The 14,670-nt window shown below is 61.8% G+C and carries 17 protein-coding genes; 9 read left to right on the forward strand and 8 right to left on the reverse strand.

Annotated features, from left to right (window positions below):
* The first annotated feature begins 104 nt into the window (after window positions 1–104).
* Both BLO80_RS15400 and BLO80_RS15405 read left to right on the forward strand, forming a co-directional pair.
* On the forward strand, window positions 105–539 hold the full coding sequence (locus BLO80_RS15400; protein WP_092169984.1) for a hypothetical protein: 435 nt from the start codon (window positions 105–107) through the stop codon (window positions 537–539).
* Window positions 539–943 (forward strand): META domain-containing protein, encoded by a 405-nt coding sequence (locus BLO80_RS15405; RefSeq protein ID WP_092330476.1) that lies wholly within the window; start codon window positions 539–541, stop codon window positions 941–943. Before BLO80_RS15400 ends, BLO80_RS15405 begins: the two co-directional genes overlap by 1 nt.
* Window positions 944–1,133: 190 nt before the next feature.
* Here BLO80_RS15405 and BLO80_RS15410 read toward each other — a convergent pair whose 3' ends face one another.
* Complete coding sequence (locus tag BLO80_RS15410) at window positions 1,134–1,601, reverse strand: TlpA disulfide reductase family protein (RefSeq protein ID WP_060741056.1); 468 nt, start codon at window positions 1,599–1,601, stop codon at window positions 1,134–1,136.
* 114 nt (window positions 1,602–1,715) lie between these two features.
* On the opposite strand from BLO80_RS15410, the gene arsC reads away from it, so the two are divergent.
* From arsC to BLO80_RS15425, 3 genes are read left to right on the forward strand one after another with little or no spacing between them, the layout of a single operon-like run.
* The gene (gene arsC / locus BLO80_RS15415) at window positions 1,716–2,069 is read left to right on the forward strand and encodes an arsenate reductase (glutaredoxin) (RefSeq protein ID WP_092330479.1); all 354 of its coding nucleotides are present in this window, start codon (window positions 1,716–1,718) and stop codon (window positions 2,067–2,069) included.
* Window positions 2,066–2,671, forward strand: a complete 606-nt coding sequence (gene wrbA / locus BLO80_RS15420; protein WP_092330481.1) for an NAD(P)H:quinone oxidoreductase — start codon at window positions 2,066–2,068, stop codon at window positions 2,669–2,671. Before arsC ends, wrbA begins: the two co-directional genes overlap by 4 nt.
* Window positions 2,664–3,089 (forward strand): DUF2069 domain-containing protein, encoded by a 426-nt coding sequence (locus tag BLO80_RS15425; RefSeq protein WP_092169969.1) that lies wholly within the window; start codon window positions 2,664–2,666, stop codon window positions 3,087–3,089. Before wrbA ends, BLO80_RS15425 begins: the two co-directional genes overlap by 8 nt.
* Before the next feature lie 89 nt (window positions 3,090–3,178).
* On the opposite strand, the gene BLO80_RS15430 is transcribed toward BLO80_RS15425, so the two are convergent.
* Together BLO80_RS15430 and ttcA are read right to left on the reverse strand one after the other, a co-directional pair.
* Window positions 3,179–3,853, reverse strand: a complete 675-nt coding sequence (locus BLO80_RS15430) for a DNA-3-methyladenine glycosylase I (protein ID WP_092330484.1) — start codon at window positions 3,851–3,853, stop codon at window positions 3,179–3,181.
* A gap of 81 nt (window positions 3,854–3,934) precedes the next feature.
* Entirely contained in the window at window positions 3,935–4,759 is an 825-nt protein-coding gene (gene ttcA / locus BLO80_RS15435; protein ID WP_003204698.1) for a tRNA 2-thiocytidine(32) synthetase TtcA, read from the reverse strand.
* A gap of 387 nt (window positions 4,760–5,146) precedes the next feature.
* Between ttcA and BLO80_RS15440 the strand changes: the two genes are divergently transcribed.
* Together BLO80_RS15440 and BLO80_RS15445 are read left to right on the forward strand one after the other, a co-directional pair.
* Window positions 5,147–5,749 (forward strand): Yip1 family protein, encoded by a 603-nt coding sequence (locus tag BLO80_RS15440; protein WP_039591896.1) that lies wholly within the window; start codon window positions 5,147–5,149, stop codon window positions 5,747–5,749.
* A 148-nt stretch (window positions 5,750–5,897) separates the two neighbouring features.
* Window positions 5,898–6,392, forward strand: a complete 495-nt coding sequence (locus BLO80_RS15445) for a SprT family zinc-dependent metalloprotease (RefSeq protein WP_092204003.1) — start codon at window positions 5,898–5,900, stop codon at window positions 6,390–6,392.
* Between the two features lie 115 nt (window positions 6,393–6,507).
* Here BLO80_RS15445 and BLO80_RS15450 read toward each other — a convergent pair whose 3' ends face one another.
* Window positions 6,508–7,689 carry a CaiB/BaiF CoA transferase family protein gene (locus BLO80_RS15450; RefSeq protein ID WP_092330486.1) on the reverse strand — a complete coding sequence of 394 codons (1,182 nt, stop codon included), beginning with the start codon at window positions 7,687–7,689 and terminating at the stop codon, window positions 6,508–6,510.
* Between the two features lie 303 nt (window positions 7,690–7,992).
* Window positions 7,993–9,345, reverse strand: coding sequence for a dicarboxylate/amino acid:cation symporter (locus BLO80_RS15455; RefSeq protein WP_092330489.1), 1,353 nt, complete (start codon window positions 9,343–9,345; stop codon window positions 7,993–7,995).
* Between the two features lie 331 nt (window positions 9,346–9,676).
* On the opposite strand from BLO80_RS15455, the gene BLO80_RS15460 reads away from it, so the two are divergent.
* Window positions 9,677–10,675 carry an AraC family transcriptional regulator gene (locus BLO80_RS15460; protein ID WP_092330491.1) on the forward strand — a complete coding sequence of 333 codons (999 nt, stop codon included), beginning with the start codon at window positions 9,677–9,679 and terminating at the stop codon, window positions 10,673–10,675.
* A gap of 142 nt (window positions 10,676–10,817) precedes the next feature.
* Here the strand turns inward: BLO80_RS15460 and BLO80_RS15465 are convergent, their stop codons facing one another.
* The 3 genes from BLO80_RS15465 to BLO80_RS15475 form a co-directional block, all read right to left on the reverse strand.
* On the reverse strand, window positions 10,818–12,164 hold the full coding sequence (locus BLO80_RS15465) for an ATP-binding protein (RefSeq protein ID WP_092330494.1): 1,347 nt from the start codon (window positions 12,162–12,164) through the stop codon (window positions 10,818–10,820).
* Complete coding sequence (locus tag BLO80_RS15470; RefSeq protein WP_092203994.1) at window positions 12,161–12,838, reverse strand: response regulator; 678 nt, start codon at window positions 12,836–12,838, stop codon at window positions 12,161–12,163. The genes BLO80_RS15465 and BLO80_RS15470 overlap by 4 nt, the downstream gene beginning before the upstream one ends.
* A 105-nt stretch (window positions 12,839–12,943) precedes the next feature.
* On the reverse strand, window positions 12,944–13,543 hold the full coding sequence (locus BLO80_RS15475; RefSeq protein WP_092330496.1) for a hypothetical protein: 600 nt from the start codon (window positions 13,541–13,543) through the stop codon (window positions 12,944–12,946).
* A 144-nt stretch (window positions 13,544–13,687) separates the two neighbouring features.
* On the opposite strand from BLO80_RS15475, the gene BLO80_RS15480 reads away from it, so the two are divergent.
* The gene (locus BLO80_RS15480) at window positions 13,688–14,479 is read left to right on the forward strand and encodes a dienelactone hydrolase family protein (RefSeq protein ID WP_092330499.1); all 792 of its coding nucleotides are present in this window, start codon (window positions 13,688–13,690) and stop codon (window positions 14,477–14,479) included.
* Window positions 14,480–14,670 lie beyond the last annotated feature (191 nt).

The raw sequence follows: 14,670 nt of genomic DNA on the forward strand, positions 1-14,670 counted from the left end.
AGCAAGCTCGCTCCCACAGGGGGTGGAGTTTCGTCGGCAAGATTCGTGGTTGACCATCCCAAGCCATGCCCCGTGCTAGCATGTCGCGCCTATTTGGAGGACCCATGGCCGAACACGATTTTCGCTACACCCTGATGAACCCGCAGCACACCCTGACCGAAGTCCGCGCCCTGGCGCCGGGCCGCTACCAGGTCACCGGCAATGGCGGTTCGATCCAGGCCAACGATGTACTGCTCGTCACGCTCAAGGGCAGCAAGGATTTGTCCATGCGCCTGACCGTGGACACCGTGCGGCACCTGCTCAAACCCATGGGCCAATGGACGGCCATGACCACCGGTCCGGTGTTCGGCGAACTGGCGATCCATACCTGGCAGGTCAACTGCGACGCTTGCGCCAAGGCTCTGAGCTTCGAATTCGCCGTCGATGCCAAACTCGGCGTCAAGGCCGAGAAACCGGCCGCCAGCGCACGGATCGCCGAGCTGGGCTGGACCACCGTGGGTGAAAAACACCTGTGCCCGACATGCCAGGAAGCCGCCTGATGAAACGTTTGGCCCTGTCCGCGTCGATCGGCATGAGCCTGATGGGGTGTGCCGCTGAACCTGTGCAGTTGCAACACAACCGCAGCTATATCCTGGAATGGATCGGCGAACGGCCATTGATGGACTACAGCCACCTGACCATCACCCTCGGGGATGACGGTCGGGCCTACGGCAACGGCGGCTGCAACCACTGGTTCGCGCCCTACACCCTGGAAGGCCATCGTCTGAACTTCGGCAAGATCGGCAGCACCCGCAAGCTCTGCGCCCCGGCGCTGATGGAGCAGGAGACGCGCTTCTTGCAGGCCCTGGAGAAGGTCGAACGCTGGGACATCTCGCCCATCGACCAACTGCGCTTCTGGCCGGCCCAGGGCAAGCCGCTGCGGTGGTGGCTGGAGGAAGGCTGAGGCCTCCAAGGGAAGATCCCGAATCCGGCATGGGTCCCCTGTGGCGAGGGGATTTATCCCCGCTGGGTCGCGAAGCGGCCCCAGATCTATTTGCTACCGTGGTTTGTCAGACGGGACGCAGGGGGCTGCTGCGCAGCCTGGCGGGGATAAATCCCCTCGCCACAAGGTATCCCGCCTGCCATAACGGGGGCTATTTGAACGCCTGCAACGCCTCAAGCTTGGCCATTACCCCCGCCGCCGTCTGCTCCCCCAGCAACTGCTCGCGCACCTTGCCCCGGTTATCGATGATGTAAGTCACCGGCAAGCCTTCACTGCGAGGCAGGTCGAAGATCTCGGCCGGATCCCGGGCCAGCACCGTGAAGCGAATCCCCATCTTGTCGCTGGCGCTCTTGAGCTCTTCGCCTTGCACCTGGTCGAAGTTGACCCCGAACACACCGACGTTGCGCCCCTTGAGCTGTTCGGCCAAGGCATTGAATTCCGGGATTTCGGTGCGGCACGGCGCACACCATTCCGCCCAGTAGTTGAGCACCAGCCATTGTTTGTCCAGCCGCTGCGAGTCGATGGCCTGGCCGTTCTGGTCCACTCCGTAGTCGTTTCCGCAACCGGCGAGCAACAGGATCCCCATGAATGTCAGTGCCGCCATCAATCGCCTTGTCATGTGCCAATCCTTGTCTGAATGTGAACGCTGCTGCGACCCGTCGCCTCTCTAAGGTGCTAGGGACTTCGCGGCACAGTAGAATAGCCGCCACCTTACGCAAGATGCGACCCGCTCATGACCGATCTGACGCTTTATCACAACCCGCGCTGCTCGAAATCCCGCGGTGCGCTGGAACTGCTGGAGGCCCGCGGCCTGACGCCCACCGTGGTCCGCTACCTGGAAACACCGCTCGACGCCGCCCAGCTTGAACGCCTGCTGGGCAAGCTGGGCATCACCGCCCGGCAATTGCTGCGCACCGGCGAAGATGAATACAAAGCGCTGAACCTGGCCGACGAAAGCCTGAGCCAGGCCCAGTTGATCGCAGCCATCGCCGCCCACCCGAAACTCATGGAACGGCCGATTCTGGAAGCCGGTGAAAAGGCCGTGATCGGCCGGCCGCCGGAGAAGATTCTGGAGATCCTGCCGTGACCATGCCGTACATCCTGGTGCTGTATTACAGCCGCAGCGGCTCCACCAACGAGATGGCCCGGCAAATCGCCCGGGGTGTCGAACAGGCCGGGCTGGAAGCCAGGTTGCGTACGGTGCCGGCGATTTCCGCCGAGTGCGAAGCGGTTGCCCCGGACATCCCCGAGCAAGGCCCGCTCTACGCCAGCCTCGATGACCTGAAACATTGCGCCGGGCTGGCCTTGGGCAGCCCGACTCGGTTCGGCAACATGGCTGCGCCACTCAAGTACTTTCTCGACGGAACCAGCAACCTGTGGCTGACCGGCGCGCTGGTGGGCAAACCGGCCGGGGTGTTCACCTCCACCGCGAGCCTGCACGGCGGCCAGGAAACCACCCTGCTGTCGATGATGCTGCCGCTGTTGCACCACGGCATGCTGATCACCGGCCTGCCCTACAGCGAATCGGCCCTGATCGACACCCAGGGCGGCGGCACGCCCTACGGTCCGAGCCATCATGCCGGGGCCGACGGTAAAAGCGGCTTGAACGAACATGAAGTCGCCCTATGCCGCGCCTTGGGTTTGCGCCTGGCGAAAACCGCCCTGCTGCTGGAGAACGGCCGTGGCTAAGAAGCCGAAGATCCTGCCTTCCATCCAATGGCTCGAACCGCGCGTACGCCTGGCTCGTGTCCTCAGCCTGCTGTGCTTCTTCGGCCTCGTGGGGTTGCTCAGCGCCTACTACCTGCTGATCGCCGACCTGCACGGCGCGCGGCCCTGGGTGATTCTGCTGATCGAACTGGTGCCGCTGCTGATACTCGCCCCCGGCATGCTCAGCGGCAGCGCCCGCGGGCATTCGTGGATGTGCTTCGTGGTGAACCTGTATTTCATCAAAGGCGCACTGGCGGCCTATGACCCGAACCGGCAATGGTTCGGCGTGCTGGAAATGGCGGCGAGCGTGGCGGTGTTCTGCTCGGCCCTGCTGTATGTGCGCTGGCGGTTCCAGTTGAACCGGCGGTTGGCGGGGGAAGGCGAGATTTCCGTCGCCTGATACATCGCCATCGCGAGCAAGCTCGCTCCCACAAGGGCTCGATGGCACCCTGTGGGAGCGAGCTTGCTCGCGATAGCCGCAACGCGATCTCAATGATTCACGGTATACGCCAGCATCATCGATATCTGGCTCATGGGCCTTCCCCCGCTCTCTTCATGCCACTGGTTGAAGGCATTCTGCACCGTCGCCAGGTCCCTCTGGCTGGTGGGGACTTTGTCGATGATGTCCTGGGCATTGAGCGCGGCCACCACGTCATAGCTGGGCACGAAGGTGTCCTTGCCCATCATCCGCAAGAAGCGAGGAGCCGACAGGCCACCCAGTTGATGGCCGTGCTTTTTCAGGTAGGTCCACAGGCCGACGATGTCGGTCACCGGCCAGTCGGCCACCAGTGCGCCAAAGCTGCCCTTTTCATGGGCCACGTCCAATATCAGTTGCGCGTTGCGCGGCACGCTCTTGAGCTTGCCCAGGTGACGGATGATCCGCGCGTCCTGCATCAAACGCTCCAGGTGCTCGGCGCTCATCAGCACGACTTTCTCCGGGTCGAACTTGAAGAACACCTCTTCGAACGCCGGCCACTTGGCATCCACCAGGCTGTGCTTGAGCCCGGCGCGGAACACCCGCAGCGCCATGGTCGAAAGGTAGCGGTCGTCGCCGATCTTGCGCAGTTGCGCCGGGGTCTTGGGAACCGGCAGGTGGGCTTCCAGTTCAGCCGCCGAACCGAAGCGGTTCAGACAATACTCGTGCAGCCACTTGTAATCGCGCATGCCCTCTCCTGGGGTCGGAAATGAAAACGGCGCCAGGGGCCCTTATAGCCACTGGCGCCGTGAATAGAGCGGTTGACGCCGTCAGAGGTTCACCACGTTGACGAACCGCGGCGTGGCGTTTTCGTCGATGCGCAGGTTGGTGAAGTCGAACAGGTTGCGGTCCGCCAGTTGCGACGGGATGACGTTCTGCAGGCCACGGAAAATGCTCTCGGTACGGCCCGGGGTCTTGCGTTCCCATTCCTGGAGCATCTCCTTGACCACCTGGCGTTGCAGGTTTTCCTGGGAGCCGCACAGGTTGCAGGGGATGATCGGGAACTGCTTGAAATCCGAATAGGCCTGGATGTCTTTCTCGCTGCAATAGGCCAGCGGGCGGATCACCACGTTGCGCCCGTCATCGGCCCGCAGCTTGGGTGGCATGGCCTTGAGCGAACCGTTGTAGAACATGTTCAGGAAGAACGTCTCGACGATGTCGTCGCGGTGGTGCCCCAAGGCCATCTTGGTCGCGCCGATCTCGTCGGCAAAGGTGTAGAGCGTTCCGCGCCGCAGGCGCGAGCACAGCGAACAGGTGGTCTTGCCTTCGGGAATCAGTTCCTTGACCACCGAATAGGTGTCTTTCTCGACGATGTGGTATTCCACGCCCAGCGACTCGAGGTAGGCCGGCAGCACATGCTCGGGGAAGCCGGGCTGCTTCTGGTCCATGTTCACCGCGACGATGTCGAACTTGATGGGCGCAACCTTCTGCAAATGCATCAGCACATCGAGCAAGGTGTAGCTGTCCTTGCCGCCGGACAGGCAGACCATGACCTTGTCGCCGTCCTCGATCATGTTGAAATCGGCGACCGCCTCACCGGCCTGACGGCGCAGGCGCTTTTGCAGTTTGTTCTGGTTGACCGTAAGAGTGCCCATGACGCGAAATCCGTGAGGTGTGACGAAAGGCCAGCATTTTACGCAAAAAACCTCCCGTATGGCACCGCCCCTCTGTGGCGAGGGAGCTTGCTCTCGCTGGGGTGCGAAGCAGCCCCTAAATCTGCGAGCGCTGCGCACTCGAGCGGGAGCAAGCTCCCTCGCCACAGGTGAATTCTGCCAGCCAGAGCGGTGCACAGACTTATCAGCGATTAACGTTCCCTTCTACAGCGCGATTTGCTCTAAGCCCCCCATCCCCCTCGGAGTAACTCCTTTCTATACTGCGACATAAGGTCGCACACATATTTCAGACCTTTACTTACTTGGCCACCTTGGCCCGTGTAGGCGCTCCGTTGGGGGGCGATGGCAATAACAAAGGAGTGACTGACTATGATCCATCATGTCGTGGGGCTCTTTACCCACCCTGATCAAGAATGGAAAGAAATCCGTGGCGATCAGGAGGAAAGCATCAGCCACATGTACCTCACCCATACGCTGATCTTGGCGGCCATTCCCGCAGTATCGGCGTTCATCGGCACCACACAGGTGGGATGGGTCATCGGCAATCGTCCACCAGTCATGCTCACGCAGGAAAGCGCGCTGTGGATGACCATCATGTCGTACCTGGCCATGTTGGGCGGCGTGGCGGTAATGGGTGCCTTTATCCACTGGATGGCTCGCACCTACGACGCCAATCCAAGCCTGGCCCGTTGCGTCGCGTTCGCCACCTATACCGCGACACCGCTGTTCATCGGCGGCCTGGCGGCGCTCTACCCGCACATGTGGCTGGGAATGATCGTCGGCACGGCGGCAATCTGCTACACCGTCTACCTGTTGTATGTAGGCCTGCCAACGTTCATGAACATTCCCCAGGACGAAGGTTTTCTGTTTTCCAGTTCGGTACTCGCGGTCGGCCTGGTGGTGCTGGTGGCCATCATGGCGTTCACGGTGATTGTCTGGGGGCTGGGCGTCGGCCCGGTCTATACCAATTGAAGTAATGCCCGCCAATAAAAAAGCAGGATCTGCCGACACAGGCCGCCGCAAGGCGGCCTTCCTGTGTTCGAAACGACCACTGGGCGCCTGGGCGATTCGCAACGTCCGACGCTTGCGGCATACTCGGGCTTCTGGAGACCCGTAAAGCATGCTCGAGCAACTCAATACCCGCGTCGAAGAGTGTTACCAACAAGCCGAATCCTTTTTCAAACGTCCTTTCAAACGCCCGGTGGTCAGCTTCAAGTTGCGTGGCCAGAAGGCCGGTGTCGCGCATCTGCATGAAAACCTGCTGCGCTTCAATCCACAGTTGTACCGGGAAAACGCCGAAGACTTCCTCAAGCAGACCGTCGCCCACGAAGTCGCGCACCTGATCGCCCACCAACTGTTTGGCGACCGCATCCAGCCCCATGGCGAAGAATGGCAACTGATCATGCGCGGCGTGTACGAACTGCCGCCCAACCGTTGCCACACCTACGAAATCAAACGCCGCAGTGTGACCCGCTACATCTACAAGTGCCCTTGCGATGGCAGCGACTTCCCGTTCTCGGCCCAACGCCACAGCCTGGTACGCCAGGGACGTCGGTATTTGTGCCGCAGCTGTCGCAATACCTTGGTGTTCAGTGGGGAAACACGGGTGGAGTAATGCTTTTGTGGTGTCTGGGCTGGCCTCATCGCGAGCAAGCTCGCTCCCACAGGATCCTTGAACGCCAAAGATCCAGTGTGGGAGCGAGCTTGCTCGCGATGGCGGCCTTGTCGCCCTACAAAACCACCCCGCTCCTGCGCAATTCGGCAATCCGCTGCGCACTGAACCCCAACGCCCCCAACACCTGATCCGTATGCGCCCCCAGCCCCACGCCAATATGGCGAGGTTCGGGCAGCCCCTCCGAAAACCGCAACGGACAGGCCATTTGCGCCTGGCTCGAACCATCCCCCCGGGGCACCTGTTTCACCAGTTCCCGAGCCTGTAACTGCGGATGCCGGACAGCTTCCTCCAGGCTCAGCACCGGCTCGACACAGGCATCGATCCCGGCAAACAAACCGCACAGTTCGGTAAAATCATGCTTCTCGAACTCGGTTTGCAAGGCCTGCTTCAGGGCCCGCTGCTGCTCAGGCTTGGGCGACAGCCCCTGGGCCGCCAGTTCCGGACGGCCCAGGGCCTCGCACAGCGCCTGCATGAAAGCCGGTTCCAGGCTGCCCACCGACATCCAGCGACCATCGCGAGTGCGGTAATAGTCGTAGAAGCTGCCGCCGTTGAGCATCTGGCTTTCCCAACCCGGTTCCACACCGCAGGCCAGGTAACCGGCACCGGCCATGGCATTGAGGCTGAACACGCAGTCGGTCATGCTCACGTCCAGGTGCTGGCCCTGACCGGTCTGCTGACGGGCGATGACCGCCGCCAACAGTCCGATCACCCCGTGCAATGAACCACCGGCGATATCCGCCGCCTGAATGCCCAGCGGCAACGGTCCGCTGTCGGCACGGCCGGTATGGCTGGCCAGCCCTGCCAGGGCCAGGTAATTGATGTCGTGGCCGGCGCGGTCCTTATAAGGGCCGGTCTGGCCGTAGCCGGTGATCGACACGTAGATCAGCCGCGGATTGATGGCTTTCAAGGCTTCGTACCCCAGGCCCAGCCGCTCCATCACGCCGGGGCGGAACTGTTCCAGCAGGATGTCGTAGTCCCCCAGCAACTGCGTGATCACCTCCAGCGCTTGCGGCTGCTTGAGGTCCAGGGCGAGGCTGCGCTTGTTACGGTTGAGGTAGGCGTGGCTGGCCGATACGCCCTGGTCATGGGGCGGCAATACCCGCAGCAAGTCCTGACGGGTCGGCGACTCGATGCGCAACACCTCGGCCCCCATGTCCGCCAGCAACAGCGAGGCGAACGGGCCTGGCAGCAGGGTCGAGAAGTCCAGAACCTTGAGCGATGCCAGTGGGCCTTGCATGGGTGATCTCCGAGGGGTGACAGCTAAAGACTAGGCAGGGACTGGCGGTGGGGCAATTACCACAGGTGCCAGTCTGGATGACCATTGCGCTCAGCGTGAGAGCCCTTGTGGCGAGGGAGCTTGCTCCCGCTGGGCTGCGCAGCAGCCCCCGCCAGTTGCCTGAGGAACCGTGGTGACAGACACATCTTAGGGTCGCTTCGCAACCCAGCGGGAGCAAGCTCCCTCGCCACAGAAGCCTCCTCGACTGAAGAGTTCTTCCAATAAAAAACCCGCCGAAGCGGGTTTTTCATTGCAGCCTGAAGATTACTTCACAACGCCTGGAGCAGAGGACTCAGCCGCTGCAATCTGCGCCGCCGCGATCTGCTCGTCATCTTCACGAACGTCGGAGATACCGCGACCACCGGAAGCCAGCTCGGTCTGCAGTTGATCTACGTCCAGCTCCTTGACCCACTTGGCAACCACGATGGTGGCGACAGCGTTGCCCACCAGGTTGGTCAGGGCGCGGGCTTCGGACATGAAGCGGTCGATACCCAGGATCAGCGCCAGGCCGGCCACCGGCAGGTGACCTACGGCCGACAGGGTGGCCGCCAGTACGATGAAGCCGCTACCGGTCACGCCAGCCGCACCTTTGGACGACAGCAGCAGCACCAGCAGCAGGGTGATCTGGTGAGTCAGGTCCATCTGGGTGTCGGTGGCCTGGGCGATGAACACCGCCGCCATGGTCAGGTAGATCGAAGTACCGTCGAGGTTGAACGAGTAGCCCGTCGGAATGACCAGGCCAACGACCGACTTCTTGGCGCCCAGGCGTTCCATCTTGATCAGCATGCGAGGCAGGGCCGATTCCGAGGAGGAAGTACCCAGCACGATCAGCAGCTCTTCACGGATGTAGCGGATCAGCTTGATGACGCTGAAGCCGTGGGCGCGGCAGATGGCGCCCAGCACCACCAGCACGAACACCACGCAGGTGATGTAGAAGCAGATCATCAACTGGCCCAGTTGCACCAGCGAACCGACACCGTAGGCACCGATGGTGAAGGCCATGGCACCGAACGCACCCAGTGGAGCCAGCTTCATGATCATGTTGATGATGATGAACATGACGTGGGCGAAGCGATCGATGAAGTCCAGCACCGGCTTGCCATAGGCGCCCAGGCGATGCAGGGCGAAGCCGAAGAGCACCGAGAACATCAGCACTTGCAGGATGTCGCCGTTGGCGAACGCGCCGACGATGGTGTTCGGGATCACGTTGAGGATGAAGGCGACGATGCTCTGGTCTTTACCAGCCGAAATGAAACCGGCGATCTTGCTGGTGTCCAGGGTCGACACGTCGATGTGCATGCCATTACCCGGTTGCACGACGTTGACCACGACCAGGCCGATCAGCAGGGCGATGGTGGAGACGATTTCGAAGTACAGCAGCGCGTAGCCGCCGGTCTTGCCCACCGATTTCATGTTCTGCATGCCGCCGATACCACTGACGACGGTACAGAAGATGATGGGGGCGATGACCATTTTGATCAGTTTGATGAACCCGTCACCGAATGGCTTGAGAGCGACACCTGTCTGCGGGTAGAAGTGGCCGAGCAAAATGCCGATGGCAATGGCTACGATCACTTGGAAATACAGGGATTTGTACAGTGGCTGACGAGTCGTCATGGCAAACCTTCCTCAAGTGTCTCGTGTGATGACATCCACCTGTCATCCACGACACCTCAATTGCGAACCCTCCTGCGCTGGAGGGATTTGTTTTTGTCGGCTGCACGGGGCAGACCTACCCAACGCATCGCAAAGCCCGTGCCATTTTTGCGAAATGCCCTACACCCGGTATAGCAGAAGGGCTTGCGGTTTTCACACGCGACTAAACGCAGTGTATAAGTGGCGGATTTCCGCCTCCAGGCCATCCCGCGCTCCGGGATTTGGCGGATATCCGCCTTGTGCAGTCTCAAGCCCCTGCTACCATCGGCCGCCTAACGGACGGACTTCTGCCATGCGCCAACGCACGATCGCCAGCCACTTCGCCCGCGCAGCCCTGGGCGGCGCACGTCGGCAAGGCTTCGATTATTTGCCTTTGCTGCAACAGCTGGGCATCAGCCCCGAGCTTTTGGATGAGCCGCGGGCACGAATTGCGCCGGAGCAGTTCGCCCGCCTGTTACAAGCGCTGTGGCTGGCAATGGAGGACGAATACCTGGGATTCGGCCGAGCGGCGAGTAAACCCGGGACGTTTGCCATGATGTGCCACGCGTTGATCCACTGTCGGACCCTGGGCAAGGCCCTTCAGCGCGGCTTGCTGTTCTACAGCCTGTTCCCCGACGCCCCACGCCTGACGCTGGAAACCGAAGGCGAACGGGTGCGGCTGGTGCTGGACGACTCAACGTTGTGGGATCCCGATCACTTCCTGACTGAAAGCCTGCTAGTGGTCTGGCATCGCCTCGCCAGTTGGCTGATCGGCCAGCGGATAGGCCTGGAGCAGGTGACTTTCGGCTATGCCAAGCCCGCCCACGGGGCCGAATACGACTTATTGTTCCCCTACCCGCTGGTGTTCGACGCGCCCGGCAGCAGCCTGCTGTTCCACAGCCGCTACCTGGACATGCCGCTGTTGCAGGACGAACGCACCCTCAAGCATTTCCTCGAACACTCCCCCGCCGACCTGCTGTCGCGCCCGGACGATGGCCATAGCCTGAGCAGCCAACTGCGCCGCCTGCTCAGCCGCGACACGGCACGCTGGCCCGACCTGGATACCGTCGCCGCCCACTTGCACATCAGCCCACAGACCCTGCGCCGGCATTTGCGGGAGGAAGGCACCAGCTTCCAGGAACTCAAGGATCAGCTGCGGCGGGATATCGCCATCTACCACTTGGGGCGTGCGGATTTGTCGTTGCAGCAGATTGCCGAGCAGTTGGGCTTCTCCGAACCGTCGGCGTTTCACCGGGCGTTCAAGAAGTGGACGGGGCTGACGCCGGGGGCCTACAGGGAGTTGGAGAACTGATTTCTTGATTGGTTTTTGTGGCGTGCTGACGGGCCTCATCGCGAGCAAGCTCGCTCCCACAGGGATTTGTGAGCGCCGAAAATCCAATGTGGGAGCGAGCTTGCTCGCGATGAGGCCCGCAAACACACCGAAAACTTCCCAGTCAAACCACCGGAAAATGAATCCGGAACGCCGCCCCGCCCAGCTCTGAATCCCCCAGGGTCAACCGGGCGCCGTAGCTTTCGATGATGTCCTTGACCACCGCCAGGCCAATGCCCTGCCCCGGATGCTGACGGTCCAGCCGTTCGCCCCGTTGGAGTATTCGCGCACGTTGATCCGGCGGCACGCCCGGCCCGTCGTCCTCGACGCTCAACTCCGTGCCGCCGAGGGTCTGGTGCACGCTGACGCGCACCTCGCCCAGGCACAGTCGATAGGCGTTCTCCAGCAAGTTGCCGAGCATCTCCAGCAAGGCGCCCTGCTCGATCGGCACCTGGCAGTGCTCCGGCAGATCGAAACTCACATTGACCCGTTTGTCGCGATAGACCTTGTCCAAGGTGTCGCACAGGCTTTGCAGCACCGGGTGCAAGCGCACCTGATGGCGCACCAACCCGCTTTTGCGCAGGCTGGCGCGCTGCAATTGGTAGCCGATCTGCTGGCTCATACGCTCGATCTGGGTTTGCAGCACCCAGGCCTGGCCACGGTCTTCGGGGCGCCGGGCCATGTCTTCGCTGACGCCCTGCAACACCGCCAGCGGGGTCTTCAGGCTGTGGGCGAGGTCATCGAGGGAATCACGGTAACGGCTGCGCTGCTCCCGTTCGCTATGGAGCAGACGGTTGAGGGAGCCGGTCAGGCGCAACAGTTCCCGGGGGTGCTCGGTACTGAGGCTTTCCCGCGCCCCGCTTTCGATTTCGTCCAGTTCCTGACTCAGGCGTCGCAGTGCCCGCAGGCCCCAGGTCAGGCCGATCCATAACAGTGCCAGCAACACTGCCAGGGCAGCGCCAAAGCCCAGGTAGAGATTGTCCCGCAGCCCCTGCAAGGTCACTTCGTAGTCGCGCACTGGTTGCAAGGTGACGATGCTGAACGCCGCGTTCTGGCCGCCGAGCAACTTGATCTCGACGTCATAGACAAAGAACTCCTGGCCGTCGTTCTCGCGAATGCGGGCGAACTGGTTGCCCTGGCCGTCATAGCGCGGCGTGTAGTTGATGTTCTCTTCCTGGGTAGCCTTGGACCGCCAGACCAAGCGCCCCTCACGATCATAGATGTAGCCCAGCAGACGGGCATCGGCGAGGTTGAAGCGCTCATCGGGCAACTGCGCCGGCATCTTCAAGTGGTTGTTTTCCACCCGGGCGGCGGAAATCAGCGTGGTCACGTCCGAGGCCAGGCGTTGCTCGATGGACTCCTGCAGCGCCAGGCTGAACGCGCCTTGCATGGCCGGCAACAAGGCCAGCATGAACAGCACCGCCAGGGTCATCGCGGCCAGCATCAGCCGCAGCCGAAGCGAACGAATCACTGGCAGCGCTCGTTGAACAGGTAACCCAGGCCGCGCACGGTGTCGATGGGCTTGAAGCCGGCGGGGGCTTCCAGTTTGCGGCGCAGGCGCCCTACCAGCACTTCGATGACATTGGGATCGCGCTCGTCGTCATCGGGATAGAGCTGCTCCATCAAGCGGTCCTTGGCCACCACTTGCTGGTGATGGCGCATGAGGTATTCGAGGATGCGGTATTCGTAGGCGGTCAGCGCCAGCGGCTCGTCATCGAGGACGGCCTGCTTGCGATTGAGGTCCAGCAGCAACGGCCCGGCGACGATGGTCGATTGGGTGAAGCCGCTGGAGCGACGCAACAAGGCGTTCAGCCGGGCCTCCAGTTCTTCGAACTGGAACGGCTTGACCACGTAGTCGTCGGCACCGGCGGCCAGGCCCTCGACCTTGTCCTGCCAGTTGCCGCGGGCAGTCAGGATCAGGATCGGAAACGTCTTGTCCTGTGAGCGCAGCCGGCGGATCAGTTCCAGCCCGCTGATACCCGGCAGGCCGAGGTCGATCACCGCCAGGTCGTGGTTGAATTCCCGGACCTGGTACAAGGCCTCTTCGGCATTGGCCACGGCCTGCACCACATGGCCGCTGTCAGTGAGACGGGTTTGCAGGTGATGACGCAACAGCGCTTCGTCTTCGACGACCAGTAACTTCATGGAGCCTCTCCCCAGGCAAATCAAACAATCGCGCGCAGCGCACCTCAACGAAAGGCGCCGGATCGTCTACCACCGATCCGGCTGGATACACTCACCCTGGCCCGCTTAGAACGTGTAGTTGGCGGACAGGTAGGTCTGGGCACTGCTGGTCAGGTCCAGCGAACCGACCTTGTCGCCACCGTGCGGGCTCATCTCGGTGCTGGCGTTGCTGCGCAGGTAACGGTAACCCAGTTCAACCGAGGTGTTTTGCGAAATTTGTTGCAGCACGCCGCCCTGCAGGCCTACCGCGTAGCCGATGTCGCTGTCGCGGCTGAAACCGGGAGAGTCCTGGGTCAGCTTGGTCAGGCCCGCCGTGCCGCCACCGAACAGTTTGGTGCTGCTGGTGACCGGAAGGAATACATCGTAGCTGCCCAGCAGGTTTTCCTGGCGCAATTTGATGCCGTTGTGGGTGCCCGAGACGTTGTCGTAGGTGGCGTAGTAGCGGCCCTGGTCGTTCTGCTTGCCCAGGCGCAGGCCATACGTGGTGTCCTTACCGATGATGCCGTCGGCATTCGGGTGGTTCAGGTTGGCATCCAGGGCGTCGGATTTCTTGACCTTGTCGCTGGTCTGGCCGAGGGTCAGGCTGGCGAAGTTGTCATCGGCGTGGGCCAAGGCGCTGGCGCCCAGCACGGTGAAAGCCAGCAACAGTTTTTTCATCTGAGTCATGGTCGAACTCCTTTGAAGCATGGGTGGTGTGTGAAGTCGCTGTCACGTTAACCAGCGCTCCCTGAACCCCCCTTGAACGTTCTCTGAACCTGCGCTGAATGAATCGGCTAATCTGTGCGGACCACTTTCATAAGGAGATCCGTCATGCGCAGGCTGCTTGCTGTTGTACTTCTGGCCATGAGCGGCGTGAGCCACGCCGCCATCCAGACCCAGGAGCTCCCCTACACCAGCGCCGATGGCACCCAGCTGATCGGTTACTACGCTTATGACGACGCCGTCAAAGGCCCGCGCCCGGGTGTGGTGGTGGTTCATGAATGGTGGGGGCTGAACGATTACACCAAGCGTCGCGCCCGTGATCTCGCGGGCCTGGGCTACAGCGCCCTGGCCATCGACATGTACGGCGACGGCAAGAATACCGAGCACCCCAAGGACGCCATGGCCTTCATGCAGGCGGCGCTCAAGGACGGCAAGGCCGCCAGCGCACGCTTCCAGGCGGGGTTGGACCTGCTGAAAAAACAACCCCAGACCGATCCGGACAAACTGGCCGCCATCGGCTACTGCTTCGGCGGCAAGGTGGTGCTGGACGCGGCGCGCCAGGGTGTGCCGCTGGCCGGCGTGGTGAGTTTCCACGGCGCGCTGGTGACCAATACCCCGGCCACCCCGGGCAGCGTCAAGGCCAAGATACTGGTCGAGCACGGCGCGCTGGACAGCATGGTCACCGAAGACAACGTCACCGCTTTCAAGAGCGAAATGGACAAAGCTGGTGCCGACTATAAGTTCGTCAGCCTCGAAGGTGCCAAGCACGGCTTCAGCAACCCTGACGCCGACCGTTTGAGCCACGGCGAACATGGCGGGCCGGACATTGGCTATAACAAGGAAGCCGACGAGAAGTCGTGGGCGGACATGCAGAAGTTCTTCAAGAAAATCTTTGGCTGACGCCCTGAAAGAGACTTCTTGTGCACATCTGTAGGAGCTGACGAGTGCAACGAGGCTGCGATCTTTCCCTGCCAATTGAATCGAGAGCGGAAGATCAAGATCAAAAGATCGCAGCCTTCGGCAGCTCCTACAGGTCCGGCCCGGCAGGGAAAATCCCATCGCCACTACCCAGCCCCAAGCCAACCCGGCAG

Source organism: Pseudomonas sp. NFACC56-3, from assembly GCF_900100025.1.
GTDB classification, from domain to species: Bacteria; Pseudomonadota; Gammaproteobacteria; order Pseudomonadales; family Pseudomonadaceae; genus Aquipseudomonas; species Aquipseudomonas fluorescens_AA.

Bases quoted from the DNA above. Each gene is read 5' to 3' on its own strand.
- BLO80_RS15400 (WP_092169984.1), top strand. From the start codon at position 105: ATGGCCGAACACGATTTTCGCTACACCCTGATGAACCCGCAGCACACC.
- BLO80_RS15405 (WP_092330476.1), top strand. From the start codon at position 539: ATGAAACGTTTGGCCCTGTCCGCGTCGATCGGCATGAGCCTGATGGGG.
- BLO80_RS15410 (WP_060741056.1), bottom strand. From the start codon at position 1,601: ATGACAAGGCGATTGATGGCGGCACTGACATTCATGGGGATCCTGTTG.
- arsC (WP_092330479.1), top strand. From the start codon at position 1,716: ATGACCGATCTGACGCTTTATCACAACCCGCGCTGCTCGAAATCCCGC.
- BLO80_RS15430 (WP_092330484.1), bottom strand. From the start codon at position 3,853: ATGCGCGATTACAAGTGGCTGCACGAGTATTGTCTGAACCGCTTCGGT.
- ttcA (WP_003204698.1), bottom strand. From the start codon at position 4,759: ATGGGCACTCTTACGGTCAACCAGAACAAACTGCAAAAGCGCCTGCGC.
- BLO80_RS15440 (WP_039591896.1), top strand. From the start codon at position 5,147: ATGATCCATCATGTCGTGGGGCTCTTTACCCACCCTGATCAAGAATGG.
- BLO80_RS15445 (WP_092204003.1), top strand. From the start codon at position 5,898: ATGCTCGAGCAACTCAATACCCGCGTCGAAGAGTGTTACCAACAAGCC.
- BLO80_RS15450 (WP_092330486.1), bottom strand. From the start codon at position 7,689: ATGCAAGGCCCACTGGCATCGCTCAAGGTTCTGGACTTCTCGACCCTG.
- BLO80_RS15455 (WP_092330489.1), bottom strand. From the start codon at position 9,345: ATGACGACTCGTCAGCCACTGTACAAATCCCTGTATTTCCAAGTGATC.
- BLO80_RS15460 (WP_092330491.1), top strand. From the start codon at position 9,677: ATGCGCCAACGCACGATCGCCAGCCACTTCGCCCGCGCAGCCCTGGGC.
- BLO80_RS15470 (WP_092203994.1), bottom strand. From the start codon at position 12,838: ATGAAGTTACTGGTCGTCGAAGACGAAGCGCTGTTGCGTCATCACCTG.
- BLO80_RS15475 (WP_092330496.1), bottom strand. From the start codon at position 13,543: ATGACTCAGATGAAAAAACTGTTGCTGGCTTTCACCGTGCTGGGCGCC.
- BLO80_RS15480 (WP_092330499.1), top strand. From the start codon at position 13,688: ATGCGCAGGCTGCTTGCTGTTGTACTTCTGGCCATGAGCGGCGTGAGC.